Below are 21,502 nucleotides of genomic sequence, written 5' to 3' on the forward strand. Positions count from 1 at the left end.
TGTCACCCAGCGGCGAGGCGGTTCGGGCGCTCCGCGGACGAGCGGTGGTCGCCTTGCCATGGAGCGCGCTCCAATTCGTACTGTGCGGCTCATGACTACGCCTCAGCACAAGGTGGCTTCCGGGTTCGGGGTCCGGAGCACCGCAGAAGACGTACTGCGCGGCATCGACCTCTCCGGGAAACTCGCCATCGTGACCGGCGGTTATTCGGGCCTGGGTCTGGAGACCACACGAGCGCTCTCCGACGCCGGCGCCGCCGTCGTCGTCCCTGCCCGACGGCGCGAGACGGCCCGGAAAACGGTCGAGGGCATCGCGGGGGCCGAGGTCGACGAACTCGATCTCGCCGACCTCGACAGCGTCCGCTCCTTCGCCGAGCGATTCCTCGCCTCGGGCCGTGACATCGACATCGTCATCAACAACGCCGGGATCATGGCCTGCCCCCAGCAGCGGGTCGGGCCCGGCTGGGAGGCCCAGTTCGCCGTCAACCACCTCGGCCACTACGCCCTCGTCAACCGCCTCTGGCCGGCGATCGCGCGCGGCGGGGCCCGTGTGATCGCCGTGTCCTCCGCGGGCCACCATTATTCGGGCATCCGCTGGGACGACGTGCACTTCGAGCGCGGCTACGACAAGACGCAGGCGTACGGGCAGGCGAAGACCGCCAACGCACTGTTCGCCGTGCACCTGGACGCACTCGCCCGCCACACGGGCGTACGAGCCTTCTCGCTCCACCCCGGCAGCATCCTCACCCCCTTGCAGCGGCACCTCTCCGCGCAGGAGATGATCGCCGCCGGCTGGATCGACGAGCATGGCAATCTGGTGGATCCCACGTTCAAGACACCCGAGCAGGGTGCGGCGACGCAGGTGTGGGCGGCCACCTCCCCGCGCCTGAAGGGCCTCGGCGGCGTCTACTGCGAGGACTGCGACATCGCCGAGCCCGCTACGGGCGACGGCGACGGCACGCCGCTCACCGGTGTGGCCCCCCACGCGTCCGACCCCGAACAGGCTGCCCGCCTGTGGGCCCTCTCAGCCGAACTGACCGGCCTTGACGCCTTCGCGGCCGGAAGGTCCGGAGACGCATAAGGGCGGTAGGGGGTGGTAGGGGCGGTAAGGGCGGAGAGAGCGATTAGGACGTGCATAAAGGCACTCGCGCGCCATATGTTTACCCGACCCACCGATCCGACCCGATCGGTCCCGATCAGCCCTGATCGCCCCCCAACAGGAACACGACGTGAGCGACCGAATACAGAAGATCGTGGCGCGGCTGCCCGACCTGAAGAACGTGACCGAGGTATGGAACACGGCTGAAAGCCGCCTCGCCGAAGGCGACGCCGCATTCGTGGCCGACCTCGGCATTGCCCTGGCGAACAGGTACGGCTCTCGCGCCGCTGAGGTCTGGCAATACGGGAGCGTTTTCGACCGTCTGCTCCGCCTGTTGACCACTACCCCCGGTCAGGGGCACGTCGAGCAGGCATTGCGACTTCTGTCCGCTGCCGGGGCAAGGCCCGCGTCCGGGTCCGGGTCCGGGTCCGCCAAGCGGAAGCCCGCCCGGTATGCGGCGTCGTTGCTCGCCGCGGGCCAGGCCCCGGAAAACCTGACCGTCGTCTTCGCGGGCGGCAGCTCACGCGCCGGCGCTTCGGAGGAACTCCGCAGCTGCCTCGTACACGAGCTGGTGCTCAGAGGCGTGGCGCTCGGGGACCTGCCGGAGATCGAGAGATGGGCGACATCACCGCACTGGCGCCACCATCCGCTCGCCTGGCTTCCCCTCGAACTCTCCGCGCTCGAAGAGGCTCCGCCCCTGCCAAGCTACACGGTGGGTGGGAGCAGCTACTCGATGCCGTACGGGCCCCAGGACGGCCCTGGGGCCACGCTGAGCAACGCCACACGCGTTCCACCGGCAACCGAGACGACAACGGAGGCATTCAGCGAGGCCGCTGCCGCCGCCGTGGCCAACTGGGCCGAGGAGTCCAACGGACGCAGCGAGACCCGGACGTACGACCTGGCCGAGTCGGTCGAGGCGGGGAGCCTGCCCGATCTACTGGTGTCACTGGACCTGGAGTGCCTGCGAGGGGTCGGGCCGCGCAAACGCCTGGCACTCGCCGCCTGCCACCCGGAAAACGCCTGGCACATCCTTTTCGCGGCGGCATCGACCGGCGGTGCGTACAACAACGGCGAGTACGGCGCCTACGGACGCCTGGCAGCCTGGCGTTCCGTCGCCGCCTTGTCCGGAGCGCCCGCGGAAGCGGCGCCTGACGAGGTGGAGCGCAGCGCCCAGGCATGCGACTGGTACAGCTTCGGGGCCGCCACGAAGTGGTTCGAGGGCGTGGCGTGGGACGTCGGCCTGGCCTCCGTCGCTCCGGGGGCCCGATGCCTCACCGTCCTGGCCGCCACCGACACGGACTGATCGCGGCAGGCGACGAGATGCACAGCGGGCTCAATTCGCCCGCTCGCGCCATTTCGCGGAGTTGCCCTGAACCTCGGCGATGCTGAGGTGCCGCACGGCGTCCAGCCGGTCATCGGCGAGGAGGTCTGCGATCAGGGCCGGGGCGCCGAAGACCTCGGTCGCACTCAGGTCCCAGTCACTGAGAACAAACCAGGAACCCTCCAGGGGCCACCAGTGCGCGGGGAACTGGGTCCCCACGGTCCGGTCGGGCCACGCGCAGGCGTCGTGGTGGGCAATGGCCTCGTCCAGTCGGCCGCGGCGTGCCTGAACCGGCCGGCCGATGTCCTCGATGGCCGCCTGTGCCCAGTAGCACTGTGTCCGCGCTCCGTAGAGGCTGTGGCGGGAAAGGATTTCGACCAGGCGGACCAGACTGCCACGGTCGATTTCCCCCCCCCCGGCCCTTCAAGGTTTTCGAGGGGCAGGTCCAGCCCCTCGAAAACCCTGAAGGAAGGGGTGTGCGGCCAGTCGTCAAGTCGCTTGCCGACCCGCGCCAATACGTCGCCCCAGGTGACGCTCTTCCCTCCCAAGGAGACGGCGTGCAGAATCCAGCAACGATCCGGGAAACCCTCCTGAGGCTCGTACCCCAGGACGGCCTCGCTCCCTTCCAGCAACGGGCGCATACCGCCCAGCGAATCGTCGTCCGACACAAGCTCCAACGCGGGCTCCCTCAACACTTCGGCCCCTGCCTCGCCAGCTCTGGCATTACGCACACCATCCGTCATTACGCGCGCCCTCCTTTCGAATGCCGGGGGCACTGACGTCCGGCGCTCGCTACACCCTGGCCCAGTTCGCGAACAGAGCGGAGCAGAGCAGAGCAGATATCTTCGCAGGCGGTGCCGCAGCGCCGTGAGAGGTGGTCTTTACAGAGGGCGGGGCTACTGCTCCGGGAGGCGGCGGACGAAGTCCAGTAGCAGGGTGCAGAACGCCTCAGGCTGTTCCAGCGGCGCGAGGTGTCCTGCGGCGGGGATGACCACGGGCCGGCCTGCGTCGAGGTCGCGGGCCAGTCCCTCGCCGCCCTCGAAGAAGTCGGGCATGTCGTGTTCACCGACGCCGACCAGGGCGGGAGCGACGAGGGCTCGCAGCGCCGCCGTGCCTTCGCCGAGCGGGTCCGGGGCCAGTGGCGGCTCGCCGTGGGCGAGTTGTTCGGTGAGTCGGGCGCGAAGCATACGTGCCGCGTGGGCGCGTACGTCGTCGTTCGCGCCGGCCGAGGTCCACGCCTCGACGCCGGCTGCCACCGCCGCGTCCAGGTCGCCGGCGGCGAGTGCCGTCCTTTCCGCGTCCCACGCGGCTTGCAGACGCGGGGAGGCCGGCTGGTCGTGGGGCCGGTACCCGACGAGCACCAGGCCCTCGACCCGTTCGGGCGCCGTGACGGCGGCCTGGAGCGCCGTCAGGGCGCCGAGGGAGTTTCCGGCCAGGACGAAGCGGTCGACCCCGAGGTGGTCGAGCGTGTCGAGCACGTCCGTCCAGGGGGCCGCCGCACGGTCGGCGGGTACGTGCGCGTCACCGTGGCCGGGCAGGTCCAGGGCGATGGCCCGTACGCCCGCGTCGGCGAGCAGGGGAAGGTGGGCGGCCCACATGGTGCGGTCGGTGGGACGGGCGTGCAGCAGGACGACGGGCCGGCCTCGGCCCGCCTCATCGGAGGGAAGCAGCATGGTGTGCGTCTTTTCTTCTCTTCTTCGGTGCAGACAGGGGGGTGAGTGCAGTCGGGGGGCGGGAAAGGGGGCAGCGCTTTGGGCTATGGGCTTCTACGAGCGGGGGGCCGCCTTCCTGGGGCGGTCGTCAGGCCGTGGCGGCGGCGGTCAGTTCGTCTATTTCCGCTATTTCCGCGTCGCTCAGCCGCAAGGTCGCCGCGGTCAGGTTCTCCTCCAGGTGCGCGACCTTCGACGTACCGGGGATCGGCAGGACGACTCCGGAGCGTGCCAGCAGCCAGGCCGGCACCACCTGCGACGGGATGGCACGGTGGGCGGCCGCGATGTGGTCGACCGGGCCGCCGAGGCGGGCCGGCTCACGTACGGGCCGTAGGAGTCGGCAGTGTCGATCAGCGGCACGCCGAGTTCGACGGCGCGGCGCACCACGCGGACGCACTCCGCACGGTCATCGGGTTCCCCCCCCGTACCCCGAGATATCCCGGGCCCGGTCAGACGCATGGCGCCGAACCCGAGACGGGCGACCTTCTTGCCCGCGATCTCGGAGGTGCCGGCGGCGTCGGACAGAGAGACGTTCATGAGCGGATATTTCCTTCCTTCGAGGACGTGGCCTGGCCTGTCGATGCCTCCTCTTTCTGCTCGCACAGCCGGCGGAGCAGGACCAGGGCGTCGGCGTCGGCGCTGCCGGGGTCCGCGCTGTAGACGGACAGGTGCTGTCCGAGGGCGCTGGTGACGGCGAGCGCCTCGAAGTGCAGGCGCACCTCCCCCACGCGCGGGTGGCGGAAGTGCTTGTCCTCGTGGGTACGGGGGCGGACCTCGTAGCGCGCCCACAAGCCCGTAAAGGCGGGGCTGCGCACGCTCAGCTCGCCGACGACCCGCTCGATCCTCTCGTCCTGCGGGAACTGCGACGAGGACGCCCGAAGATTGCCCACCGCGATACGCGCGGCGTGGTCCCAGTCGGCGTAGAACTCGCGCGCGAAGGGATCGAGGAAGATCATCCGCAGCAGGTTGTCGTAACGGGCGAATCCGCTGTACAGCTCGCGCGCCATCGCGTTGGCCGCCAGTACGTCCTGCGCCGACCCGACCACGAAGGCCGGCACATCACGCATGCCGTCCATCATCCGCAGCAACGCCGGCGAAACGGTCGTCGCGGCGGCCGCCGTCCCGAAGACGGACAGGCCCAGCCGGAAGAGGTGGGCGGCCGCCGCGTCGTCCAGCCGCAGCGCCCCGGCGATCGCCCGCAGCACCTGCTCGGACGGGCGCCGCTCGCGCCCCTGCTCCAGCCGGATGTAGTAATCGGTGCTCATCCCGGCCAGCAGCGCCACCTCGTCGCGCCGCAGCCCCGGCACCCGTCGGGGCCCGTCATCGGGCAGTCCGACGTCCGCCGGCCCGACCGCCGCGCGGCGGGCACGGAGGTAATCGCCGAGTTCGTTCTCGCTTTCCATGCCCGCCACGCTAATCGCGGACCGGCGCCGGGGCGTGGGTGCGCTGCACCCACCCGGATGCGCAGGCCGGGCCCGCATTCCGGAGCCCGCCGGGGGGCGGCAGTCGCGCCCCTACCCGCGGACCCATCGGGGTGCGGCAGCCGGGCCCGTACCACTCCCCCACCGAAGCGCGGCGGCAGTCGGGCCAGTACGGCTGGGTAGCCGTAGCGCACCCTCCCGCGTCTGCGGCCGCCCTCGTAGCGTTTGGCGCTGCCACAGGTCACCGCGCCGCCGACCGCACGCTGGCTCCCCCTGCCGCCCTTTCCCGGGACGACAGGCCGGGGGAAGGGCGGCACGGCATTCGGCCGCCGACCACCGACCCCTTCCGCTCAGATCAGATCAGAACAGAACCTGAGTCCTTTCATGCCCGAAGCATTCGCCAGCGCTGTCATCCCGGTTCCGGTCACCAGGGTGTGGCGCGCGGTCCGCGACTTCGGCGGCCTGGCCGCCTGGCAACCCGCCGTCACCAGCTGCGTACTGACAAGCTCGGACGCACCGGACCGCGTCGGCTGCGTCCGCACCCTGTCCATGTCCGACGGGGAGACCGTCGTGGAATCTCTCCTGGCACTGGACGACCACGCGCTGTCCCTGACCTACGGCATCGTCAGCTCCCCGTACCCAGTGCAGTCGTACCGAGCGACCATGCGAGTCGCGCCGGTTACCGCCACCGACGAGACGTTCATCTACTGGTCGGTGGCCTTCGACTGCGACCGGGCCGACACCGACGAGCTGACGGAGACCTTCCGCACCGGCATCTTCACGGCGGGGCTGCGTGGCCTGGCCGATCACTGTTACACGCCATGATCGCCTGCACCCTGCCGCTTGTCCCGTCCGGGCCGATCCAATCCAATCCGATCCGGCCCCGCTGTCACCGTCGTCCATGCCGCACCGACTTGAAGGCCTCTGGCTCTCGAGAACCGAGGGAGGGGCCAGGGGGTTGTCATGTCCGCGTCTACATTCTTTACTACGTGCAGCAGTTGAGACTCGAGGAGGCGCACCCGTCCCATGCGCAAGCGAATGGCCGTTCTGACGGCACTCATACCTGCCCTGCTGAGCACCACGGTCGGCGTCGCCTCGGCGGCCCCCGCACCGCACGCGGACCGGGCAGTGGTCACCCTGACCTACGACGACAGCCGGGCCGGTCAGTGGAAGGGCGCGGTCCGGCAGGCCGTACAGATCTGGAACGCCGCGGTGCACAACGTACAGCTGAAGCCGACGAGCACCCCCGGCCGGGCCGACTACATCTACAAGGCGACCAGCGGCTGGCCGATGACCACGCTGGGGCCGATCTTCCCCGGCGGCCGCGGCAACGTACAGCTCGGCCAGCAGGCGGTGGACCAGGGCTACGACGTAACCCGGATAACGGCACACGAGACCGGGCACATCCTCGGGCTGCGCGACACCTACAACGGCCCGTGCTCGGAACTCATGTCCGGCCACGGCCCAGGCCCCTCCTGCACGAACGCCAAACCCAACGCGGCCGAGGCCGCCCGGGTCGAGAGGAACTACGCTTCGGGCGCCTCGGCGACGCGTACCCGGCAGCAGCACCAGGTGGTCATCGACGTCTGGCCCGGCCAGGTTCACTCCGGCGCTCACTGACACTCGCTGGCGCTCACTCACCGCGAACGCTTCCGGGGCCGCCACCTGACCGCAGAACCGGAGGCGAACCGCGCCACGCAGGCACGCGCGCCCCCTGTGCGGTACCGCGACGACCGCGGGACCGTACAGGGCCTCTGCGGGCCGGGAGCGGAACGGAAGCGGCAGATGCAGTTGAACGTGGAGTTCTTCCGGGGCCCTGATGGGTCGTCGCGTAATTCGGCACACCCCGGCCGCGTACCGATAGGCAGTCGGCCCCGACCCACCCCCGCCGCCACGCAACGCAATGCAATGCAATGCAATGCAAGAGATCCTCGCGACGCCGCTGAAGTTGCTGATCCCGCAACGCCCTGCGAGAAGATCTGCTGTAGCGTGCACGCATGTCAGACCTGGGACCCATCACCTGGCCGCCGGAGCCGATCAAGACCGAGAGGCTCGTGCTCCGCGAGTCCGAGGCCCAAGACCGTGCGGGGTTCGTCGAGTTGCTCGCCTCGCCAGAGGTGCATGCCTATCTCGGCGGTCCGCGCCCGCGTGACGAGCTCGAGCGCGAGATACCCGCGATTCCCGAGCGGTGGCCCGGGAGCTTTGTCGTCGAGCTCGATGGTTCGATGATCGGTCAGGTCCTGCTCAGGAGGGCGACGGAGCACCGCCGCCCGGCCGCCAGGGGGAAAGCCGACCTCGGCTACCTGTTCCTGCCGCGAGCGTGGGGGTTCGGGTACGCCGCCGAGGCGTGCGCGGCGGCACTCGACTGGTTCGACGGCGCCCTTCCCGGCGAGCCCGTGGTGCTCACCACCCAGAGCGCCAACATCGGCTCGATGCGCCTCGCGGCGAAGCTGGGGTTCACCGAGGTAGAGCGGTTCCAGGCCTGGGACTCCGAACAGTGGCTCGGCCTCCGCCCCCCGGCCGCGCCGCCCGCTTGAGCCCAACATCGCCAGGCCAGGCTGGGCAGCCCGAGGGGAGACCTCTCTCGGACTGCCCTACCTCGCACACTGCACGTAGACAGCACCGCGCAGTGTGAAGACCCCCCTCCCCGGCGCACCAACCCATTCAGCAAACACCGATCCCCTGTGGGTCGGAAATCCAACTGCTACACTGCGTAGCATGTCATCGTGGCGAAAGTCCCAACGCTCCGGCCTGGAGGGTCACTTCGGACCACTTGAGCTGGCGATCCTGGATGTCATGTGGTCAGGGGGCGCAATGGACGTCGCCGAGTGCGCTCGACGCCTCGGCAGTGGCCAGGCGTACACCACGGTCAAGACCGTGATGGAGCGCCTGGTCGTCAAGAGTCTGCTGGGGCGGGAGAAGCAGGGCCGCCACTATGTGTACTGGCCCGAGCAGACCCGCCGCGAAGTCGAGCAGAATGTGGCGGCCGAGCAGGTGCGCCGCGTGATGGACGGGTTCGGCGACCTGGCCGTAGCCAACTTCGTCCAGACCGTGAGCGGTGATGCCGAGCAGCTGGCCCAGGTACGCGCCCTGCTGGCCGGGATCGCCGAGCCACAGGAAGACGTCGAGGCCCGAGGGGCCAACCGGGCTGAGCCGGAGGCCGACTCGTGAGAGCGAGCTGGCTGGGCTATCCCCAGGTGGTGCTCGCCTGCTGGTGTCCACTGGTCGCGGTCGGCCTGTGGCACCTCCTCCGCCGCCTATCAGTGCGGCTGCCGGCCCGCGAGCGGTTCATTCTCGCGATGGCTACGGCCGTCACGCCGCTCATGGCGTTGGCGGTCCCCTACGTTCCACACAGTCCGCTGCGCGACGCGCTGCCATGGCGGGCACCGATGGCATGGGGGATCAGCAGCGGCATCACAGACGTCGACGGCCGCCACCCACTGACAGCCCTCACGACACAGCTCATGCTCGCCGCCTCGGTAGCACCTCTGGTCTGCCTGGTCGTGTCATTCGCCGCGGGGGCTGCCAAGGCGGTACGTACGGGACGCGCCGTCGCGATGCTGGCGCCGCAGCGGTATGGCGACATCTGGATCACCACAGCGCCGGGCCGGGCCGTTCAGGACGTAGCCTCCACGGTCGGCCTGCTGCGCCCGCGTATCATCCTCGGCCCCCAGGTGATCAACTCTGCCGAGGCGTCAGCGATCATCGAGCACGAGCGCGCCCACGCCAGAGCGCGCCACCCGCTGTGGATCTTCGTCGCAACGTGCGTTCTGCGCTCGTGGTGGTGGATCCCCGGCCGCAAAGCGGTCCTTGCCGAACTGCGGCTGACCGCCGAGCTATGGGCGGACCAGTATGCCCGCGAGACCGAAGGCGCCGCGGCGGTAGCCAAGGCGCTGTGCGCGCGGATTGAGGCCAGGAGCCGCTCGGCTCACCAGGACGTCGCATTGGCGGGAGGCGGCACCGGGTTCCTCGATCCGGGAGTCGCGCTCACCCACCGGGCTCAGGCCCTGGCCCGCCCGCCCCAGGCGATCCCGACCTGGCAGGCCTGGACGGTGCGCGCGGCGGCGGTCGCCGCCGTTGCAACGGTAGCCCTTCTGCTCTGATCCAACCGACGATCCGCCATTGGGCACCGCTCACCATTCACCGCTCACCGCTTCCCGAGGAGACACACGGACCGTGCGTCCCTCCATCCGTAATTGCTACATCACGTAGCAGAAAGAGTTAATGCCAATGCGCTCCACTCCCGGCCAGGAATCGTCACGGCATCGCGACGATGGCTCTCTTCATCACCGGAGACACCCGCGCGGGAAGAAAGGCGGCGGCAAACTCATGGCCTCCGTTTCGACGGTCACCGCGCTGTCCGCCGTCCTCCTGCTCGCCGGCTGCTCTCAGGAACGGGACGCCGTCACGAAGTGGCCCCCCGCCACCCACAATCCGCAGTCCGTCAACGCACAACAGCTCGGCGACGCCTGGCCGGTCAAGCCTCAGAAGGGGACAGTCTCCTGCGTCAAGACGCACTACAGCGGCTTCGCGATCATTTTCACTGCGCCCGACGGCAAGGAATACGCACTCAACAACGTCGCCCACGACGAGCAGGGACTACCCAGCGCCGACACCCTCAAGGCATCGTCGAAAACGACGACTATGTGGCGCCTGCGCATGTTCGGCATGCAGGTCTGCAGCGCCGAACGAGCCAAGCACATGCGGTCCGCCCCATCCCCCACGGCCGACTGAGGAAACACCCCCCGCCCGGTGCCGTGCCTTCTCCGTTCAGAAGCGTTCCCGGCGTTTCAACCAGGCCGTCAGGGAGAACAGCCGCCACAACAAGCGCCAGTCCAATTCGGAGAGGCGTTGCAGCAATGAGGCCCGTACTACGCTGAGTTCGGCCAGCGGTCCCGTGGTGATGGTGGAGGAGAATTCCGGCCAGTTCTCGGACATCCAGTCCGAGTAGGAGAACGCGTCGTCGAAGCCGACTTTGCGGGCGGCGAACATGTCCTGCATCGGGGTGCCGTGCAGGGTGCGCTGCAGCAAGTGTTTCTTGGTATGCGGGACGATGCGGCGGTGTACGGGCAGGGCGTAGACGCCGGCGATCAGGTCGAGGTCGAAGAAGGGGGAGCGTACTTCCACTCCTCGGGCGATTCCGTTCTCGTCCGTGGCGCGGAAGTTGTCGTAGGTCATCAGGCGGAAGAGGTCGAGTGCCTGGCCGAAGAGCACCGGGTCGCTGTTCTCGGCGAATTCGTAGGGGAACGGGCGGTCGAGAGCATCGGTGGTCTTGAAGTCGGCATACGCGAAGCCCGCGTGGTTGGAGCCGGTATGTGTCAAGTCCGAGCTGCTGGAGCCGGTAGGTGTCAAGTCCGCGCGGCTGAGGTCGGTATGCGCGAAGTCCGCGTGATCGGAGTCTGCGTACGCGAAGGCGGCTTGTGACGCGAAGGCTTCGCCGGCCCATTCGGCGACGAAAGCTTTCCAGCCTGCCGTGCGGCGCCACCTCTCCCAGGGTGAGGCGCTCATCCATTCCGAGGTGGCGGCGTGGTTCGCGTCGTCCTTGAGAGCGGTGTAACGGTCGTAGCCGCCGAAGACCTCGTCCGCGCCGTGGCCGCCGAGCAGGACGCGGGCGTAGTCGCGGGCGACGGTGTGCAGGGCGTTGTTGTGCAGTACGAGGGGTTCGGCGGCGGGCATGTCGAGGGTCTCGTCGAGCAGGGCCACGGTGTCGTCGAGGGACGGGATGGTGAAGGGCACCTCGATCAGGTCGACGCCCATGACCTTGGCGACGGCGCGGGCGCGGCGCAGGTTCTCGTCGATGCCCGGTCCGCGTTCGGAGAAGAGGGTGATGGCCGCCGCGACGTCCGCCCCCTCCAGCGCCGCCTTCAGGACCACGGTCGAGTCGACTCCGCCGGAGAACCCGACGGCCACCGGGCAGTCCGCCACGAGCATGCGGTGGTTCGCCTGCTCGATGAGGCGCCGCACCCCGGCCTCGTCGCCAGGGCTGCGGGACGCGTCGTACAGGTCTGGCACGGGCGCCAGTTGACGTCGCCTCACACGGTCGCCCTTGATCTGTAGGACCTCTCCGGGGGCGACGGACTTGATCTCCTTGTAGAGCGTGCGGTCACCGGTCATGCGGCCCAGGCCGACGAACGAGAGAACGCTCGCCTCGTCCAGGGCGAGGCGGCCTCGGAGCGCGCTCTCCAGGCATCTGACCTCGGAGGCGAACACGAACAGGTCGGGGGTCTCGTAGTAGTACAGCGGCCGTTCGCCCAGGCGGTCGCGGACCAGCGTCAGTTCGTCGCCGTCCCATACGGCCAGGGCGAACGGGCCCCGCAGCGGCTCGAAGCCGTCGGCGCCGCGTGCGGCGAACAGTTCCAGCGCGACCTGAAGGTCGCCCGGCGGCAGGCGTCGTCGCCGTTCGGACGGCAGACGCGTCGCCATCTCCCGGTAGTTGAGCACTTCCCCGTTGCCCACCATGGTGTAGACGCCGTCGCAGTCGCGGAGGGGCTGCCGCGCCTCCTCGATGGCGATGACCGCGTGCCGGGCGGAGTGCAGCGAGACCAGTTCGTCGGCGTACGCGCCCTCCCCCGACCTGCCGCGATGGACCAGGGAGGCGGCCAGGCGCCTCACCATGGCTTCGTCGTGTACGGCCGCTCGCGGCCTTTTCAGCAGGACTCCGGCGATGCCACACACAGGTGTTATCCCTTCTCATCGGGCCGGATCCAGCCGGCCGCCGCCGGACTCCCCCGGCCGTCCGCCTGGTCCAGCCGCTCCAGCCGTCGCCCGTACCGCTGCCCGATGCGGGCGGCAGCGGATACGAGCGTGGGCCAAAGCCGTACGAGACCGGCGAACTCCTCAATGGCGGCAGCGACTTCGAGCGGAGCAGCGTCCACCGCCGTTTCCAGTGCCGCGACGCGGATGTCCAGCCGGTCCCGTACCTCCCCGGCGGCTGTGGCAGCCGCTTCCTTGTAGACGGCGACGTACTCGTGCGGGAGACGCGCGGCCCGGTCGGCGCCGCGCCGCGCGGCGTCGAGGAACAGCGCGCCATACGCGGGCGAGTCGAAACCGCCGTCCGCGCGGAGCAATTGCTCACGGTCGGCCTTCAAAGCTTCATTGAACGCGTTCCAGTGGTAGCGGAGGATCGAATAGCGCAGCTCGGCGAGCGCGTACCAGCCCAGGTGCCGCGCGTCGCGCTGTTCGGCCCGCCACTGTTCGTACACGTGCTGTGCCCGCAACTCATGGTGGAACACGGGCAGGGCGAGTTGGTAAAGCAGCCCCTTCTGGAAATAGTCGCTGCCCAGGACGCCGACGGCCGGCATTTCGGGAATCCATTCGTACACCCGGCGCAGGGCCGCGATGCCCATTTCCACCAGTCCGGTGTCGTCCCGGTCCACCTGTACGCCGTGGCCGGGGCCATCGCCGACGCCACCGCCACCGCCACCGCCACCGCCACCGCCGACGACGGTCCGCGCGGGCACCGGTGCGAGCCGAGAAGACAGCCGTGGAGTTCCAGGCAGCGGCTTGCTGAGATCGTCGATCCGGCGTGCGAAGTCCGGGGAGTCGTACAGAAGATCGCGGCGGTCGCGGGTGGGCTCCCCCGTCAACGACGAGCCGACGCAGTACGCTTCCGTGCCCGGTAGCGCCGTGGCGTCTGGGGACAGCAGCCGGCTCTCTACGTGCAGGGGCGACCAGCCAGTCCGCTGGTCCACGCCCGTGATCTGGTCGCTGTCGCGGCGGTGCAGGGAGACGGCGCCGGTGAACGCCGCGACCAGAGCCGCCTTGTTGGGCCCGGCTCCGTACGAGCCGCTCGGTTTGACCAGGGCCGACCGCGCGGCGGCCGCCTCCGCGAGCGGCAGGGCCGCCGTTGCCACGATCTCGTCCGCCAGGCGCCGCCAGCCGTCCGACGCCAGTACGTGGATGTCGCAGCCGTGCTCGCGAACGGCCCGCTCGGCCACTTCCCCGTTCCGCCGGGAAACCTCCGGCGAACAATCGTCGATGACCAGCAACCGGACATCGGCGACAGCCCCTTCCCAGAAGGGCGAGCTCTCCTGGAACGCGACCGTCTCGGCCACCACCGATTGGAAAGCGGCCGCGAAAGGCCGGTTGGTGGGAACGTAGACGAGTCGGGTGACAGGTCTGCCGGGGGCGGCGTCATGCGGTGGAGGGACAGGTCTGTTCATGACGCACCGCTGTTCTCGGGCAGCAGGCCGAGGGGCGTACGGCCGTGTCCGCGCAGCGCACGCGCCGCCAGCTCGAACCGCACGGCGCTCTCGATCCAGGTCAGCTCCGATCCGGCTGCCGGGTCGATGACCGGGCCGAAGACGCGTTGCAGCGCCACGACCGGGTCGTCATGCTTGCGCTCGAAACGGGCCAGGTTGCGGCGCCATTCGCGGTGCATCCGGGCGGTGACGCCAGGCCGGTGCTCGTGGTAGACGACGGCGCGGGGGTTGCGGGCGAACCGCACGCCGGCCCGCGCCAGCCGGTAGCCCAGTTCGCTGTCCTCCAGCCCCCAGCCGAGGAACGCCTCGTCGAAGCCGCCGAGCGCCGTCAGATGACTCCGCCGGACCGAGACGTTGCAGGTCCACATGGAGTGCCAGGCGGTCTCCAGATCGTCGGGCCCGCAGTCCAGGGCGGCGAAGACCGGCTCGCGCTCGTCGCCGCGCACCACCGGAGGCAGCGCTTCGAGGCTGAACCCGCTGCGCAGCCGCTCCCGGTCGGCCGCCCCTTCCCCCAGCTGGAACCGCGGGCCGAGGACCACGAGGGCTTCCTGCCCGGTGTGCGACGCGACGTGTTCGGCGAGGAACGCGGGCGCGACCACCTGGTCCGCGTCGAGCAGGACGACGAGATCGCCGGTCGCCTGGCGCAGCCCGATGTTGCGGGCGCGTGCCCGGCCCGAGGCCGGGGTGCGCGGCTCGCGGACGCAGCGGACGCGGATGCCGAGGCCGCCGCCGAGCTCGGCGACCATCGTGTCCGTACCGTCCGTGGAGCCGTCGTCCACCACGATCACTTCCGCCGTGTACGCCGTACCGCATCCTTCCTGGTGGGACAGGGAGAGCAGGCACAGCTCCAACGAATCCCGCGCGTTATAGGCCGGGATGACGACGCTCACCCGCATCGTCACACCTCCCCAGGACCGATACGGTCCCTCATACGACGACCTCTCATACGGCCCCTCATACCGCCCGTCATACGGCCCCTCATACGGGCTCGATTCCGAGGCCGGCCGACGGTGTGCGCGGTGTGCCGGCGCACGTCGGAACCCCGCGGTCCTCGCCGCCCCCGCTCCAGGGGTCCGCTACCGCCGCCACCGCCGCCACCGCCGCCAAGGCCTCCTGGACGCTCCCGGCGACGGTCAGTCCGGACAGGACGGAGGGATCGGCCAGCCCGCCCTGGACGACGTGTTCGTCCATGAAGCGCAGCCACGCGTCCCACAGGCGTTCGCCCTCGGGGCTCATCAGGACGACGGGAAACCGGCCCAGCCGACCGGTGTCCTGGTGGACCAGGACCTCGAACAGCTCGTCGAAGGTGCCGACGCCGCCGGGGAAGATGAACAGGGCGTCGATGTCGTGCGTCATCAGCAGCTTGCGCAGCGCGAACGTGCCGACGGTGATCGACCGGGCGGAGTCGAGCACGGTCTCGGGCGCCTCCCCCTCGATGTCGATCCGCACCGCTCGGGACAGGACCTCGCCGCTCCCGTCGCGTACGGCCTGCATGATGCCCGGTCCGCCGCCCGTCACGGCCGTCCAGCCGTGTGCGGCCAAGGAGGCGCCGAGGTCCTGGGCCATCGCGTAGGCGGGTTCTCCCCGGCGGGTGCGCGCCGAGCCGAAGACCGTGGCGACGCGTTCCCGGGCCAGGGACCGGGAGGTCTGGCTCCACTTTCGGGCGCTCTCGACCTCGCCGGCGAGCGATCGCAGGGTCGCCGCGAGGCTTCCCCGTGTCTGTTCCGTCATCGTGCCCCCGCGTTCATCGACAGATATCCGGCTCCGGCTGATACGCCCAGGTCGGCGGCGACCGCCGCGGCGACCTCGGCCGCACCGCGGAATGGGGCGCCCACAGCGGGCACTTCGCCCTCACGTACCGCTCGTCGGGCGAGGAGGCCGTATTCCCGTACGAACTCCGCGTCGACGGCCAGGTCCCGGTTGACCTCCCGTACGGCGGCCGCCTTGGCCGCCTCCGCCGCGCGGACGTCGATCGCGCGGTACCGCTCGGCGAGGAACGGCCAGACGGCCTGACCGGAATGCCGGCTCATGTGTTCGCAGATGACCACTTGGCTCCAGTTCTGCGGCGGCAGCGGCACGTAGGGCCGGCCCGCCTGCGATGCCTCGATCAGGGTCGTCAGGCCCGGTGAGCTGAGCACCGTCGCGCAGTCGGCCAGCGCCTGCTGGAAGTCCGTGCCGGAGAGGTGCCGCACCGCTGTCCCGGCGGCCAGGCGGAATGTGTCGCCGGCCTGGTTCATGGCCACCGTCAGCTCGTAGTCGTCGCGGCGGAGCCCGCCGAGAAGCTGCCGCACCAGCGGCAGGTACGCGTGCGCCGAGCCGTTGCCCGCCGGGTTGCCGAGACCGCCCAGGTGGGCCAGGACACGGGCAGGTGCACGCGTACGGGCACGGGCCGGCGCTCCGCCCTCCGACGCGCGGCCGGTGGGCGGGCCGGCGGGGTCCGGAGGAGAGGAAGGAACCGGAGGTGTCGCGGGCGTCGCGGGTGTCGTATGTGTCGGAGGGGCTGTACGCGTTGGAGGTGCCGGCAGTGCTGGAGGCGCCACGATGCCGGACACCGCCCGTACGCCTGGCACACCGAGCGCGGTGAGGTGCGCGGCGCTGCCGAAGACGTCCTGCGCGAAGTAGCCGCGCACCCGCCGGAGCAGGCTGCCCGCCGCGATATCGGCCGGCTGCCACATGAAGCCGAGGCTGTCGACGTAGTACGTCATCCCGGCCGTCTCCGGTGATCGGATCAGCTCGGGGGCCAGCACGTTGAGGATCGCGTCGTAGCCGGCCAGCAGCCCGGGCTCCCGCTCCAGCGCCTGAACGCCGATGGGACGGGCGCGGGCCCCTCCCTGCGCGTCGAAGAAGTCGCCCGCCGAGCCCGCACCGTAGTACTGGACGCGCATGCCGTAACGCCCGGTCAGCACTTGGGTGATGGCGTGAGCCTTGGACGCCGGGCCGAAACCGAACGGGGTCGCCACCACGGCGATCCGCGCGGTCCGGCCCACGGACTGTTCAGTACGGCCGGTGGGCTGTTCAGTACGGCCGTCGGACTGATCAGACCGGCCGGTGGGCTGTTCAGACCAGTCGGTGGGCTGTCCGGTCCGGTCAGGAGGCCGTACGGAACGGCCGGCCGGTCGTCCCATCACAGTGCCCCCTTCCTCGTACCGCCACCGGCGCCACCTTCACCACTGGCACCACCGCCACCACCGGCGCCACCTTCACCACCGACACCGACACCGCCATCACCACCGCCACCGCCACCGCCACCCGCGACATCGTCAGGCGTCCGGTTGAGGTACCGCACGCACACCTCGTCGCCGTCCAGCAGGAAGCGGGAGAAGTGGCCGGTCTCCCAGGTCAGGCTCCTGACGCCGGTCATGTCCGCGCGCAGTGCCGTCTCCGCGAGCCACGCGTGCGGGCCGCCGTGGCCCACCACCAGGACCCGTCGGCCGCGGTGTTCGGCGGCGAGGGAACGGAAGAAGGCGAGCGTCCTGCGCTGCGCCGCGGCCAGGGTCTCCTCGCCGGGGTGTTCCCACAGGTCGCTGTTGCCCGAGAGCACGCGGTCCGCCTCGTCGCCGAGGAGCTCGCGCACCCGGCCCAACGGCACACCGATGAACTGGTGGAACACCCGCTCCCGCAGGGCGGGACAGCGCTGGATGTCCGCTCCCAGCCCCCCGGCCACCGCCTCGGCCGTCTCGTACGCGCGCTTGAAGTCGGAGGTGTAGACGGCGTGGGGCGCGAACCGCTGGACGGCTGCGCGTGCGGCGAGCGCCTCCACGCGCCCTTCGCGGGAGAGGCCCATCGTGAAGGGGTCGGGGTAGACGTCCGGCGGGTATTCCGGCGCCCCGTGCCGCAGGAACAGCAGGTCTGTACTGGTACTCGTACCGGTATCGGTACGAGTACCAGTACCGGCGCACGGCGCGGATTCACCCCCCGGAATCCGCCCCGGATCCAGCCCCGGAATCAGCGCCGGAACCTCCCCCGGAGCCGACTCCGGAATCAGTTCCAGCAGATCCTGTACGTCGTCGGCGACCTCCTCCGGCTGCTTGTCCCCGACATCGAGCACCGTGCCGAAGGACTGGAACGACGCGTGCAGTTCCCTGATCCGGCTCTCCTCCATGCGGGCGAGCGGGTCGCGTGCGCCGTTGCGGATCAGCAGGTCCTCGACGGTCGCTCGCAGGGTGATCGTCACGAGTCGCAGGCCCTTGCGGCGGAGCCGGAGTTCCTGGGCTGCCAGGAACTCCACGTCCTCGTAGACCCCGTCGATCACCGGGGTGAACCCGCTGTCGAGGTAGGAGACGGCGAGATCGACGCACGCGGCCTCGGACGCCTTGAGCGTGAAGTCGCTGAAATCACGGGGCTGCGCCATGTACCGCACCGAGTCGTTCGAGACCCGGACGGACGGTACGAGCGTGTCGCGCAGCAGGGCGGCCGTGGTGGTCTTGCCGGTGCCGGGGAGCCCGCGCAGGAGCAGTGCGATGCCTTTCACCGGCGCCTCACCATTCCCGTGCGAGGTGGTGGCGGTGGTTCAGCACGGCCTCGGCGACGCGCGCGACGCCGGACTCCGGAACGTACTTGGAGACCGGGACGCTGAGAATGCGCGGCCCCAGCGCGACCGCCGTCTTGGGCCACCGCTGCGAGGACAGTTCGTCGGCGAGCCCTGACCGCCGGAACACCCCGTATTCGCGGAACGTCTTCTTCCATACGACCCGGGCGACCACGCTCTCGGCCTTCAAAGCCTCGCAGAACCGCTGCGCGTCCAGGGCGGTGCGGGCCACGAACAGGGTGTGCGAGCCGGCGTCGCCCGCGGGATGCTCGCTGTCCAGAACGGTGACCGCGGAGCCCAGCGCCTCCCTGAGCCGTGCCCGGTTCACTCGCTGCCGGGCCAGGGTGTCGTCGAGCGCGAGGGCCTGATCCATCGCCAGCGCCGCCTGGAGCTCGGTGAGCCGGAGATTGTCCGCCAGTACGGCCCGTTCGTCGTCCCAGTCCGGCAGCCCGCCGCCATGGCGTACGGCGCCGAGGTCGGAGAGCCGGTAGACGCGCTCGATCAGTTCCGCGCCGCCTGCGACCAGCCCGCCCTCGCCCGACGCGATCTGCTTGGACTGCTGGAAGCTCGTGACGGCGATGTCCGCGAGCCGGCCCGCGCGGCCGTCCGGGGAGGCGGCGCCGACGCCCTGGCAGACGTCCTCGATGAGCGGGACGCCGAGTGCGTCGCAGAGCTCGCGCAGCCGCCCGGCCGGTACGGCGTGGCCCTGGACGTGTACGACCATGACGGCGGCGACCGCTCCCCCGGCGGCCTTGACGGCCGTGGTGTCCACGGTCAGCGGCTTGTCCATGTCCATCGGCACCGGCACGGCGCCGACCGAGGCGACGGCCATGGCGCAGGCGATGAAGGAGTACGCGCTGACCAGGACGCGGTCGCCCGGTCCGACACCGGCGGCCTGAAGCGCGAGGCGCAGGCCGACCGTGCCGTTGGCGACCGCCACCGCGGCCTCCTTGCCGAAGTAGTCCGCGAAGTGCCGTTCCAGGGCGGTGTTCGCCGACTCCCGGTCGCTCTCGACGTAGCGGAAGAGCTGGCCGTCGCCCAGCACCGAGTGGAAATACGGCAAGGTGTCGGGGGATTCCGACGGCAAGTCGAAGAACTGGTGGGGATTCACCACTGTCATGACGATGTAGTCATCCAATCTCTGCGAGGAGGGCTTTACGAGGAGAGCTTTACGAGGAGGGGGTCGGCGGGCCTCTTCCCGCCGGGGACGATCGTCTTCTCCACCCTCCGGAACATGGGCAGCCCCGACGGCGGAACCGGGTGCAATTCCTGTACGGCGCCGAGGTGTTCGAGCATTCTGCGCAGTTCCCGGACCGGTCTTTCGGATATCGGCGGCAACGGGTACAGCGGCAGTCTCGTCCACGCCGCACCGCTGTCCGGCGGCAGCGGCGGCAGGCGGAAACTGGCGGACAGTTCACCGGCGAGGAATTCCATGATTACGGCCCGCCGTGCCGCCAGCTTTTCGTCCGCGCGCCGCAACGCGCCGGGCAGCCGCTCCAGCAGGGGCCGGGGGAACCGGGCCGGAGAGGGCACGCGGTTCAGGAGCCGGTCCCCGGCGCCGTCCTGCGCGACCGCTCCGGCCAAGAGGCCGGCCGGCCCGAGGACAGCGCCGCCGGCCCCCAGGGCGACGGGTTTCGACGGCCCGAACGAGGTGACCGCGAGGACGCCTGTCGCCCCTGAGACCGTCTTCCCCACGTACGAGCCCCAGGTCTGCGCCACGTCCTCGATCACCATGGCGTCCGGCGGCACGGCGGCCACGATGCCCCGTACGTCGCAGGGCAGCCCGTACTGGTGCGGCACGATCACCGCGCGGGTGCGGCGCGACCAACAGGCCGCGACGTCCGCGGGGTTCAGCGTCAGCGACGCGCCGACGCCGATGAACACCGGTGTCGCGCCGGCGCGCACCACCGCCGCGGCGAGCGCGTGGCAGCCGAGGTCGGGAACGGCCACCTCGTCGCCCCGGCCGATTCCGAGGATCTCCAGCGCCACTTCGAGGGCCGCGGCTCCGGTCGCCGTCAGCGCGGCGTCCGGCTGCCCGAACCGGCGGGCCAGTTCGGCCACGGCAGCGGCACATGCGTCGTCGTCCGCCACAGCCGGTGCGCAGCCGTCGTCACCTGCCACGACCGCGGAGTGCACGTCGTCACCCGTACGCATGCCGGATCCCCCTCCCCGCCTTCCAAGCCCTGCTCGTGAGGGCGTCCAACCGCCGCCGTTCCGCGGCGCGTTCCGCGCCCAGCTCCGGACTCCCGTACCAGAGGTCCGCGCGCCGCGTCCGCGCGCTGTACAGCAGGTCCTTGAGCGCGTCCGGCCCGCCGAAGAGATCGACGGTACGGATGCCGACGCCGCTCCACTGCCGCGTCAGGCCGACGGTGAGCAGGTACAGCCCCGGCGAGTAGCGGCGGTACGCCTCGTCGTAGGACCACTTCAGGCACGTCAGGCGGTCCTTGACCCTGCCGTCCAGCCGGAAGGCCACCGGGCGACCGCCGTCCCGCAGAAAGGTGACCGTCAGCAGGCCGTCGCGGACCAGTCCGCCGTAGACCTCCGACTGCGTGCCGCGCTGCCGCATGCTCTGGCCGCGCGCCGCCTTCCAGGAGTTGCCGTCCACCGCCAGCATGTCCCGCGCGGCCGCCGCACCGGACCGTCCCGAGTCCAGGACCAGGCCGTCCCGTTCGACCAGGCGCCGCTTGCGGGCCAGTTGGGACGTACCGCGGCCGAGGGCGCGGGGCCAGAGGTCGGCGCCTTCTAGCGACCAGTCGACCACCGAGTTGGGCGGCCGTGGCCAGGCGCGGAACCCCTCTCCTTGCGGTCTCTCCGGCACACCGGCGTACTCGGCCGCGACCAGCGGGGCGTACACCGACAGGCCGGTGACCCGCCGAGCGCCGGCCAGAACGGCGAACAGCTGCTTGCAGCCCGCTGGTTCGGCTGGTCCAGCTTGAGCTGCTTCGGTCGATTCGGTCGATTCGGGCGATTCGGCGCTAAGGATCGGCACGTCGTTGCACACGGTCTGGAGCGTCGTCGCATTGACGGCGAAGAGGACGATCGTGTCCCGGCCGACCGCCACGAGCAGGCGCTCGCCCGCTCGGTGCAGCGCTTCCGCGTAGGCGGGCGACTGCTGGACCCTGGTGCCGTACCGGGCGTAGAGAGCTCGCCAGCGCTCGGCCTGGCCGGCTGTAAGGCCGTTCCAGTCCACGAAGGACACCATGCGTCAGTCCTTCCTCGGGGCGGG

General features: G+C 70.4%; 20 protein-coding genes and 1 pseudogene. 8 read left to right on the plus strand and 13 right to left on the minus strand.

Annotated features, from left to right (window positions below; all coding sequences use genetic code 11):
• Positions 1–91 precede the first annotated feature (91 nt).
• On the plus strand, positions 92–1,078 hold the full coding sequence (locus AB0I49_RS29430; protein ID WP_363230151.1) for an SDR family NAD(P)-dependent oxidoreductase: 987 nt from the start codon (positions 92–94) through the stop codon (positions 1,076–1,078).
• A 148-nt stretch (positions 1,079–1,226) separates the two neighbouring features.
• Entirely contained in the window at positions 1,227–2,399 is a 1,173-nt protein-coding gene (locus AB0I49_RS29435) for a DUF6183 family protein (protein WP_363230152.1), read from the plus strand.
• Between the two features lie 30 nt (positions 2,400–2,429).
• On the opposite strand, the gene AB0I49_RS29440 is transcribed toward AB0I49_RS29435, so the two are convergent.
• The 4 genes and pseudogenes from AB0I49_RS29440 to AB0I49_RS29455 form a co-directional block, all read right to left on the minus strand.
• On the minus strand, positions 2,430–2,636 hold the full coding sequence (locus AB0I49_RS29440) for a hypothetical protein (protein WP_363230153.1): 207 nt from the start codon (positions 2,634–2,636) through the stop codon (positions 2,430–2,432).
• Positions 2,637–3,313: 677 nt separating this feature from the next.
• Entirely contained in the window at positions 3,314–4,090 is a 777-nt protein-coding gene (locus AB0I49_RS29445) for an alpha/beta hydrolase (RefSeq protein WP_363230154.1), read from the minus strand.
• Positions 4,091–4,217: 127 nt separating this feature from the next.
• A pseudogene (locus AB0I49_RS29450) lies at positions 4,218–4,663 on the minus strand (aldo/keto reductase).
• Positions 4,660–5,529 carry a helix-turn-helix transcriptional regulator gene (locus AB0I49_RS29455; protein ID WP_363230155.1) on the minus strand — a complete coding sequence of 290 codons (870 nt, stop codon included), beginning with the start codon at positions 5,527–5,529 and terminating at the stop codon, positions 4,660–4,662. The pseudogene AB0I49_RS29450 and the gene AB0I49_RS29455 overlap by 4 nt, the downstream one beginning before the upstream one ends.
• A gap of 402 nt (positions 5,530–5,931) precedes the next feature.
• On the opposite strand from AB0I49_RS29455, the gene AB0I49_RS29460 reads away from it, so the two are divergent.
• The 6 genes from AB0I49_RS29460 (at position 5,932) to AB0I49_RS29485 (ending at position 10,281) form a co-directional block, all read left to right on the plus strand.
• A complete protein-coding gene (locus AB0I49_RS29460) occupies positions 5,932–6,372 on the plus strand; it encodes an SRPBCC family protein (RefSeq protein WP_363230156.1) in 441 nt (146 codons plus the stop codon).
• A 201-nt stretch (positions 6,373–6,573) separates the two neighbouring features.
• Entirely contained in the window at positions 6,574–7,167 is a 594-nt protein-coding gene (locus tag AB0I49_RS29465; protein WP_363230157.1) for a snapalysin family zinc-dependent metalloprotease, read from the plus strand.
• A 377-nt stretch (positions 7,168–7,544) separates the two neighbouring features.
• Complete coding sequence (locus tag AB0I49_RS29470) at positions 7,545–8,084, plus strand: GNAT family N-acetyltransferase (RefSeq protein ID WP_363230158.1); 540 nt, start codon at positions 7,545–7,547, stop codon at positions 8,082–8,084.
• 181 nt (positions 8,085–8,265) lie between these two features.
• The gene (locus AB0I49_RS29475) at positions 8,266–8,718 is read left to right on the plus strand and encodes a BlaI/MecI/CopY family transcriptional regulator (protein ID WP_363230159.1); all 453 of its coding nucleotides are present in this window, start codon (positions 8,266–8,268) and stop codon (positions 8,716–8,718) included.
• Positions 8,715–9,650 carry a hypothetical protein gene (locus AB0I49_RS29480; protein ID WP_363230160.1) on the plus strand — a complete coding sequence of 312 codons (936 nt, stop codon included), beginning with the start codon at positions 8,715–8,717 and terminating at the stop codon, positions 9,648–9,650. Before AB0I49_RS29475 ends, AB0I49_RS29480 begins: the two co-directional genes overlap by 4 nt.
• A gap of 127 nt (positions 9,651–9,777) precedes the next feature.
• Positions 9,778–10,281 carry a hypothetical protein gene (locus AB0I49_RS29485; protein WP_363230161.1) on the plus strand — a complete coding sequence of 168 codons (504 nt, stop codon included), beginning with the start codon at positions 9,778–9,780 and terminating at the stop codon, positions 10,279–10,281.
• Positions 10,282–10,317: 36 nt separating this feature from the next.
• Here AB0I49_RS29485 and AB0I49_RS29490 read toward each other — a convergent pair whose 3' ends face one another.
• From AB0I49_RS29490 to AB0I49_RS29530, 9 genes are all read right to left on the minus strand, one after another.
• The gene (locus tag AB0I49_RS29490; protein WP_363230162.1) at positions 10,318–12,162 is read right to left on the minus strand and encodes an asparagine synthase-related protein; all 1,845 of its coding nucleotides are present in this window, start codon (positions 12,160–12,162) and stop codon (positions 10,318–10,320) included.
• A gap of 65 nt (positions 12,163–12,227) precedes the next feature.
• The gene (locus AB0I49_RS29495) at positions 12,228–13,709 is read right to left on the minus strand and encodes a DUF6271 family protein (RefSeq protein ID WP_363230163.1); all 1,482 of its coding nucleotides are present in this window, start codon (positions 13,707–13,709) and stop codon (positions 12,228–12,230) included.
• Positions 13,706–14,638, minus strand: coding sequence for a glycosyltransferase (locus tag AB0I49_RS29500; protein ID WP_363230164.1), 933 nt, complete (start codon positions 14,636–14,638; stop codon positions 13,706–13,708). The genes AB0I49_RS29495 and AB0I49_RS29500 overlap by 4 nt, the downstream gene beginning before the upstream one ends.
• A gap of 88 nt (positions 14,639–14,726) precedes the next feature.
• Positions 14,727–15,479 carry a TIGR00730 family Rossman fold protein gene (locus tag AB0I49_RS29505; RefSeq protein WP_363230165.1) on the minus strand — a complete coding sequence of 251 codons (753 nt, stop codon included), beginning with the start codon at positions 15,477–15,479 and terminating at the stop codon, positions 14,727–14,729.
• Positions 15,476–16,735 carry a hypothetical protein gene (locus tag AB0I49_RS29510; protein ID WP_363230166.1) on the minus strand — a complete coding sequence of 420 codons (1,260 nt, stop codon included), beginning with the start codon at positions 16,733–16,735 and terminating at the stop codon, positions 15,476–15,478. Before AB0I49_RS29510 ends, AB0I49_RS29505 begins: the two co-directional genes overlap by 4 nt.
• 137 nt (positions 16,736–16,872) lie before the next feature.
• Positions 16,873–18,219, minus strand: coding sequence for a histidine phosphatase family protein (locus AB0I49_RS29515; protein ID WP_363230167.1), 1,347 nt, complete (start codon positions 18,217–18,219; stop codon positions 16,873–16,875).
• A gap of 7 nt (positions 18,220–18,226) precedes the next feature.
• A complete protein-coding gene (locus AB0I49_RS29520; RefSeq protein WP_363230168.1) occupies positions 18,227–19,390 on the minus strand; it encodes an aminotransferase class I/II-fold pyridoxal phosphate-dependent enzyme in 1,164 nt (387 codons plus the stop codon).
• A 41-nt stretch (positions 19,391–19,431) separates the two neighbouring features.
• Positions 19,432–20,430, minus strand: a complete 999-nt coding sequence (locus tag AB0I49_RS29525) for a DegT/DnrJ/EryC1/StrS family aminotransferase (protein ID WP_363230169.1) — start codon at positions 20,428–20,430, stop codon at positions 19,432–19,434.
• Positions 20,417–21,478, minus strand: a complete 1,062-nt coding sequence (locus tag AB0I49_RS29530) for a GNAT family N-acetyltransferase (protein ID WP_363230170.1) — start codon at positions 21,476–21,478, stop codon at positions 20,417–20,419. The genes AB0I49_RS29525 and AB0I49_RS29530 overlap by 14 nt, the downstream gene beginning before the upstream one ends.
• Positions 21,479–21,502 lie beyond the last annotated feature (24 nt).

Source organism: Streptomyces sp. NPDC050617 (assembly GCF_040654795.1).
GTDB lineage: Bacteria > Actinomycetota > Actinomycetes > Streptomycetales > Streptomycetaceae > Streptomyces.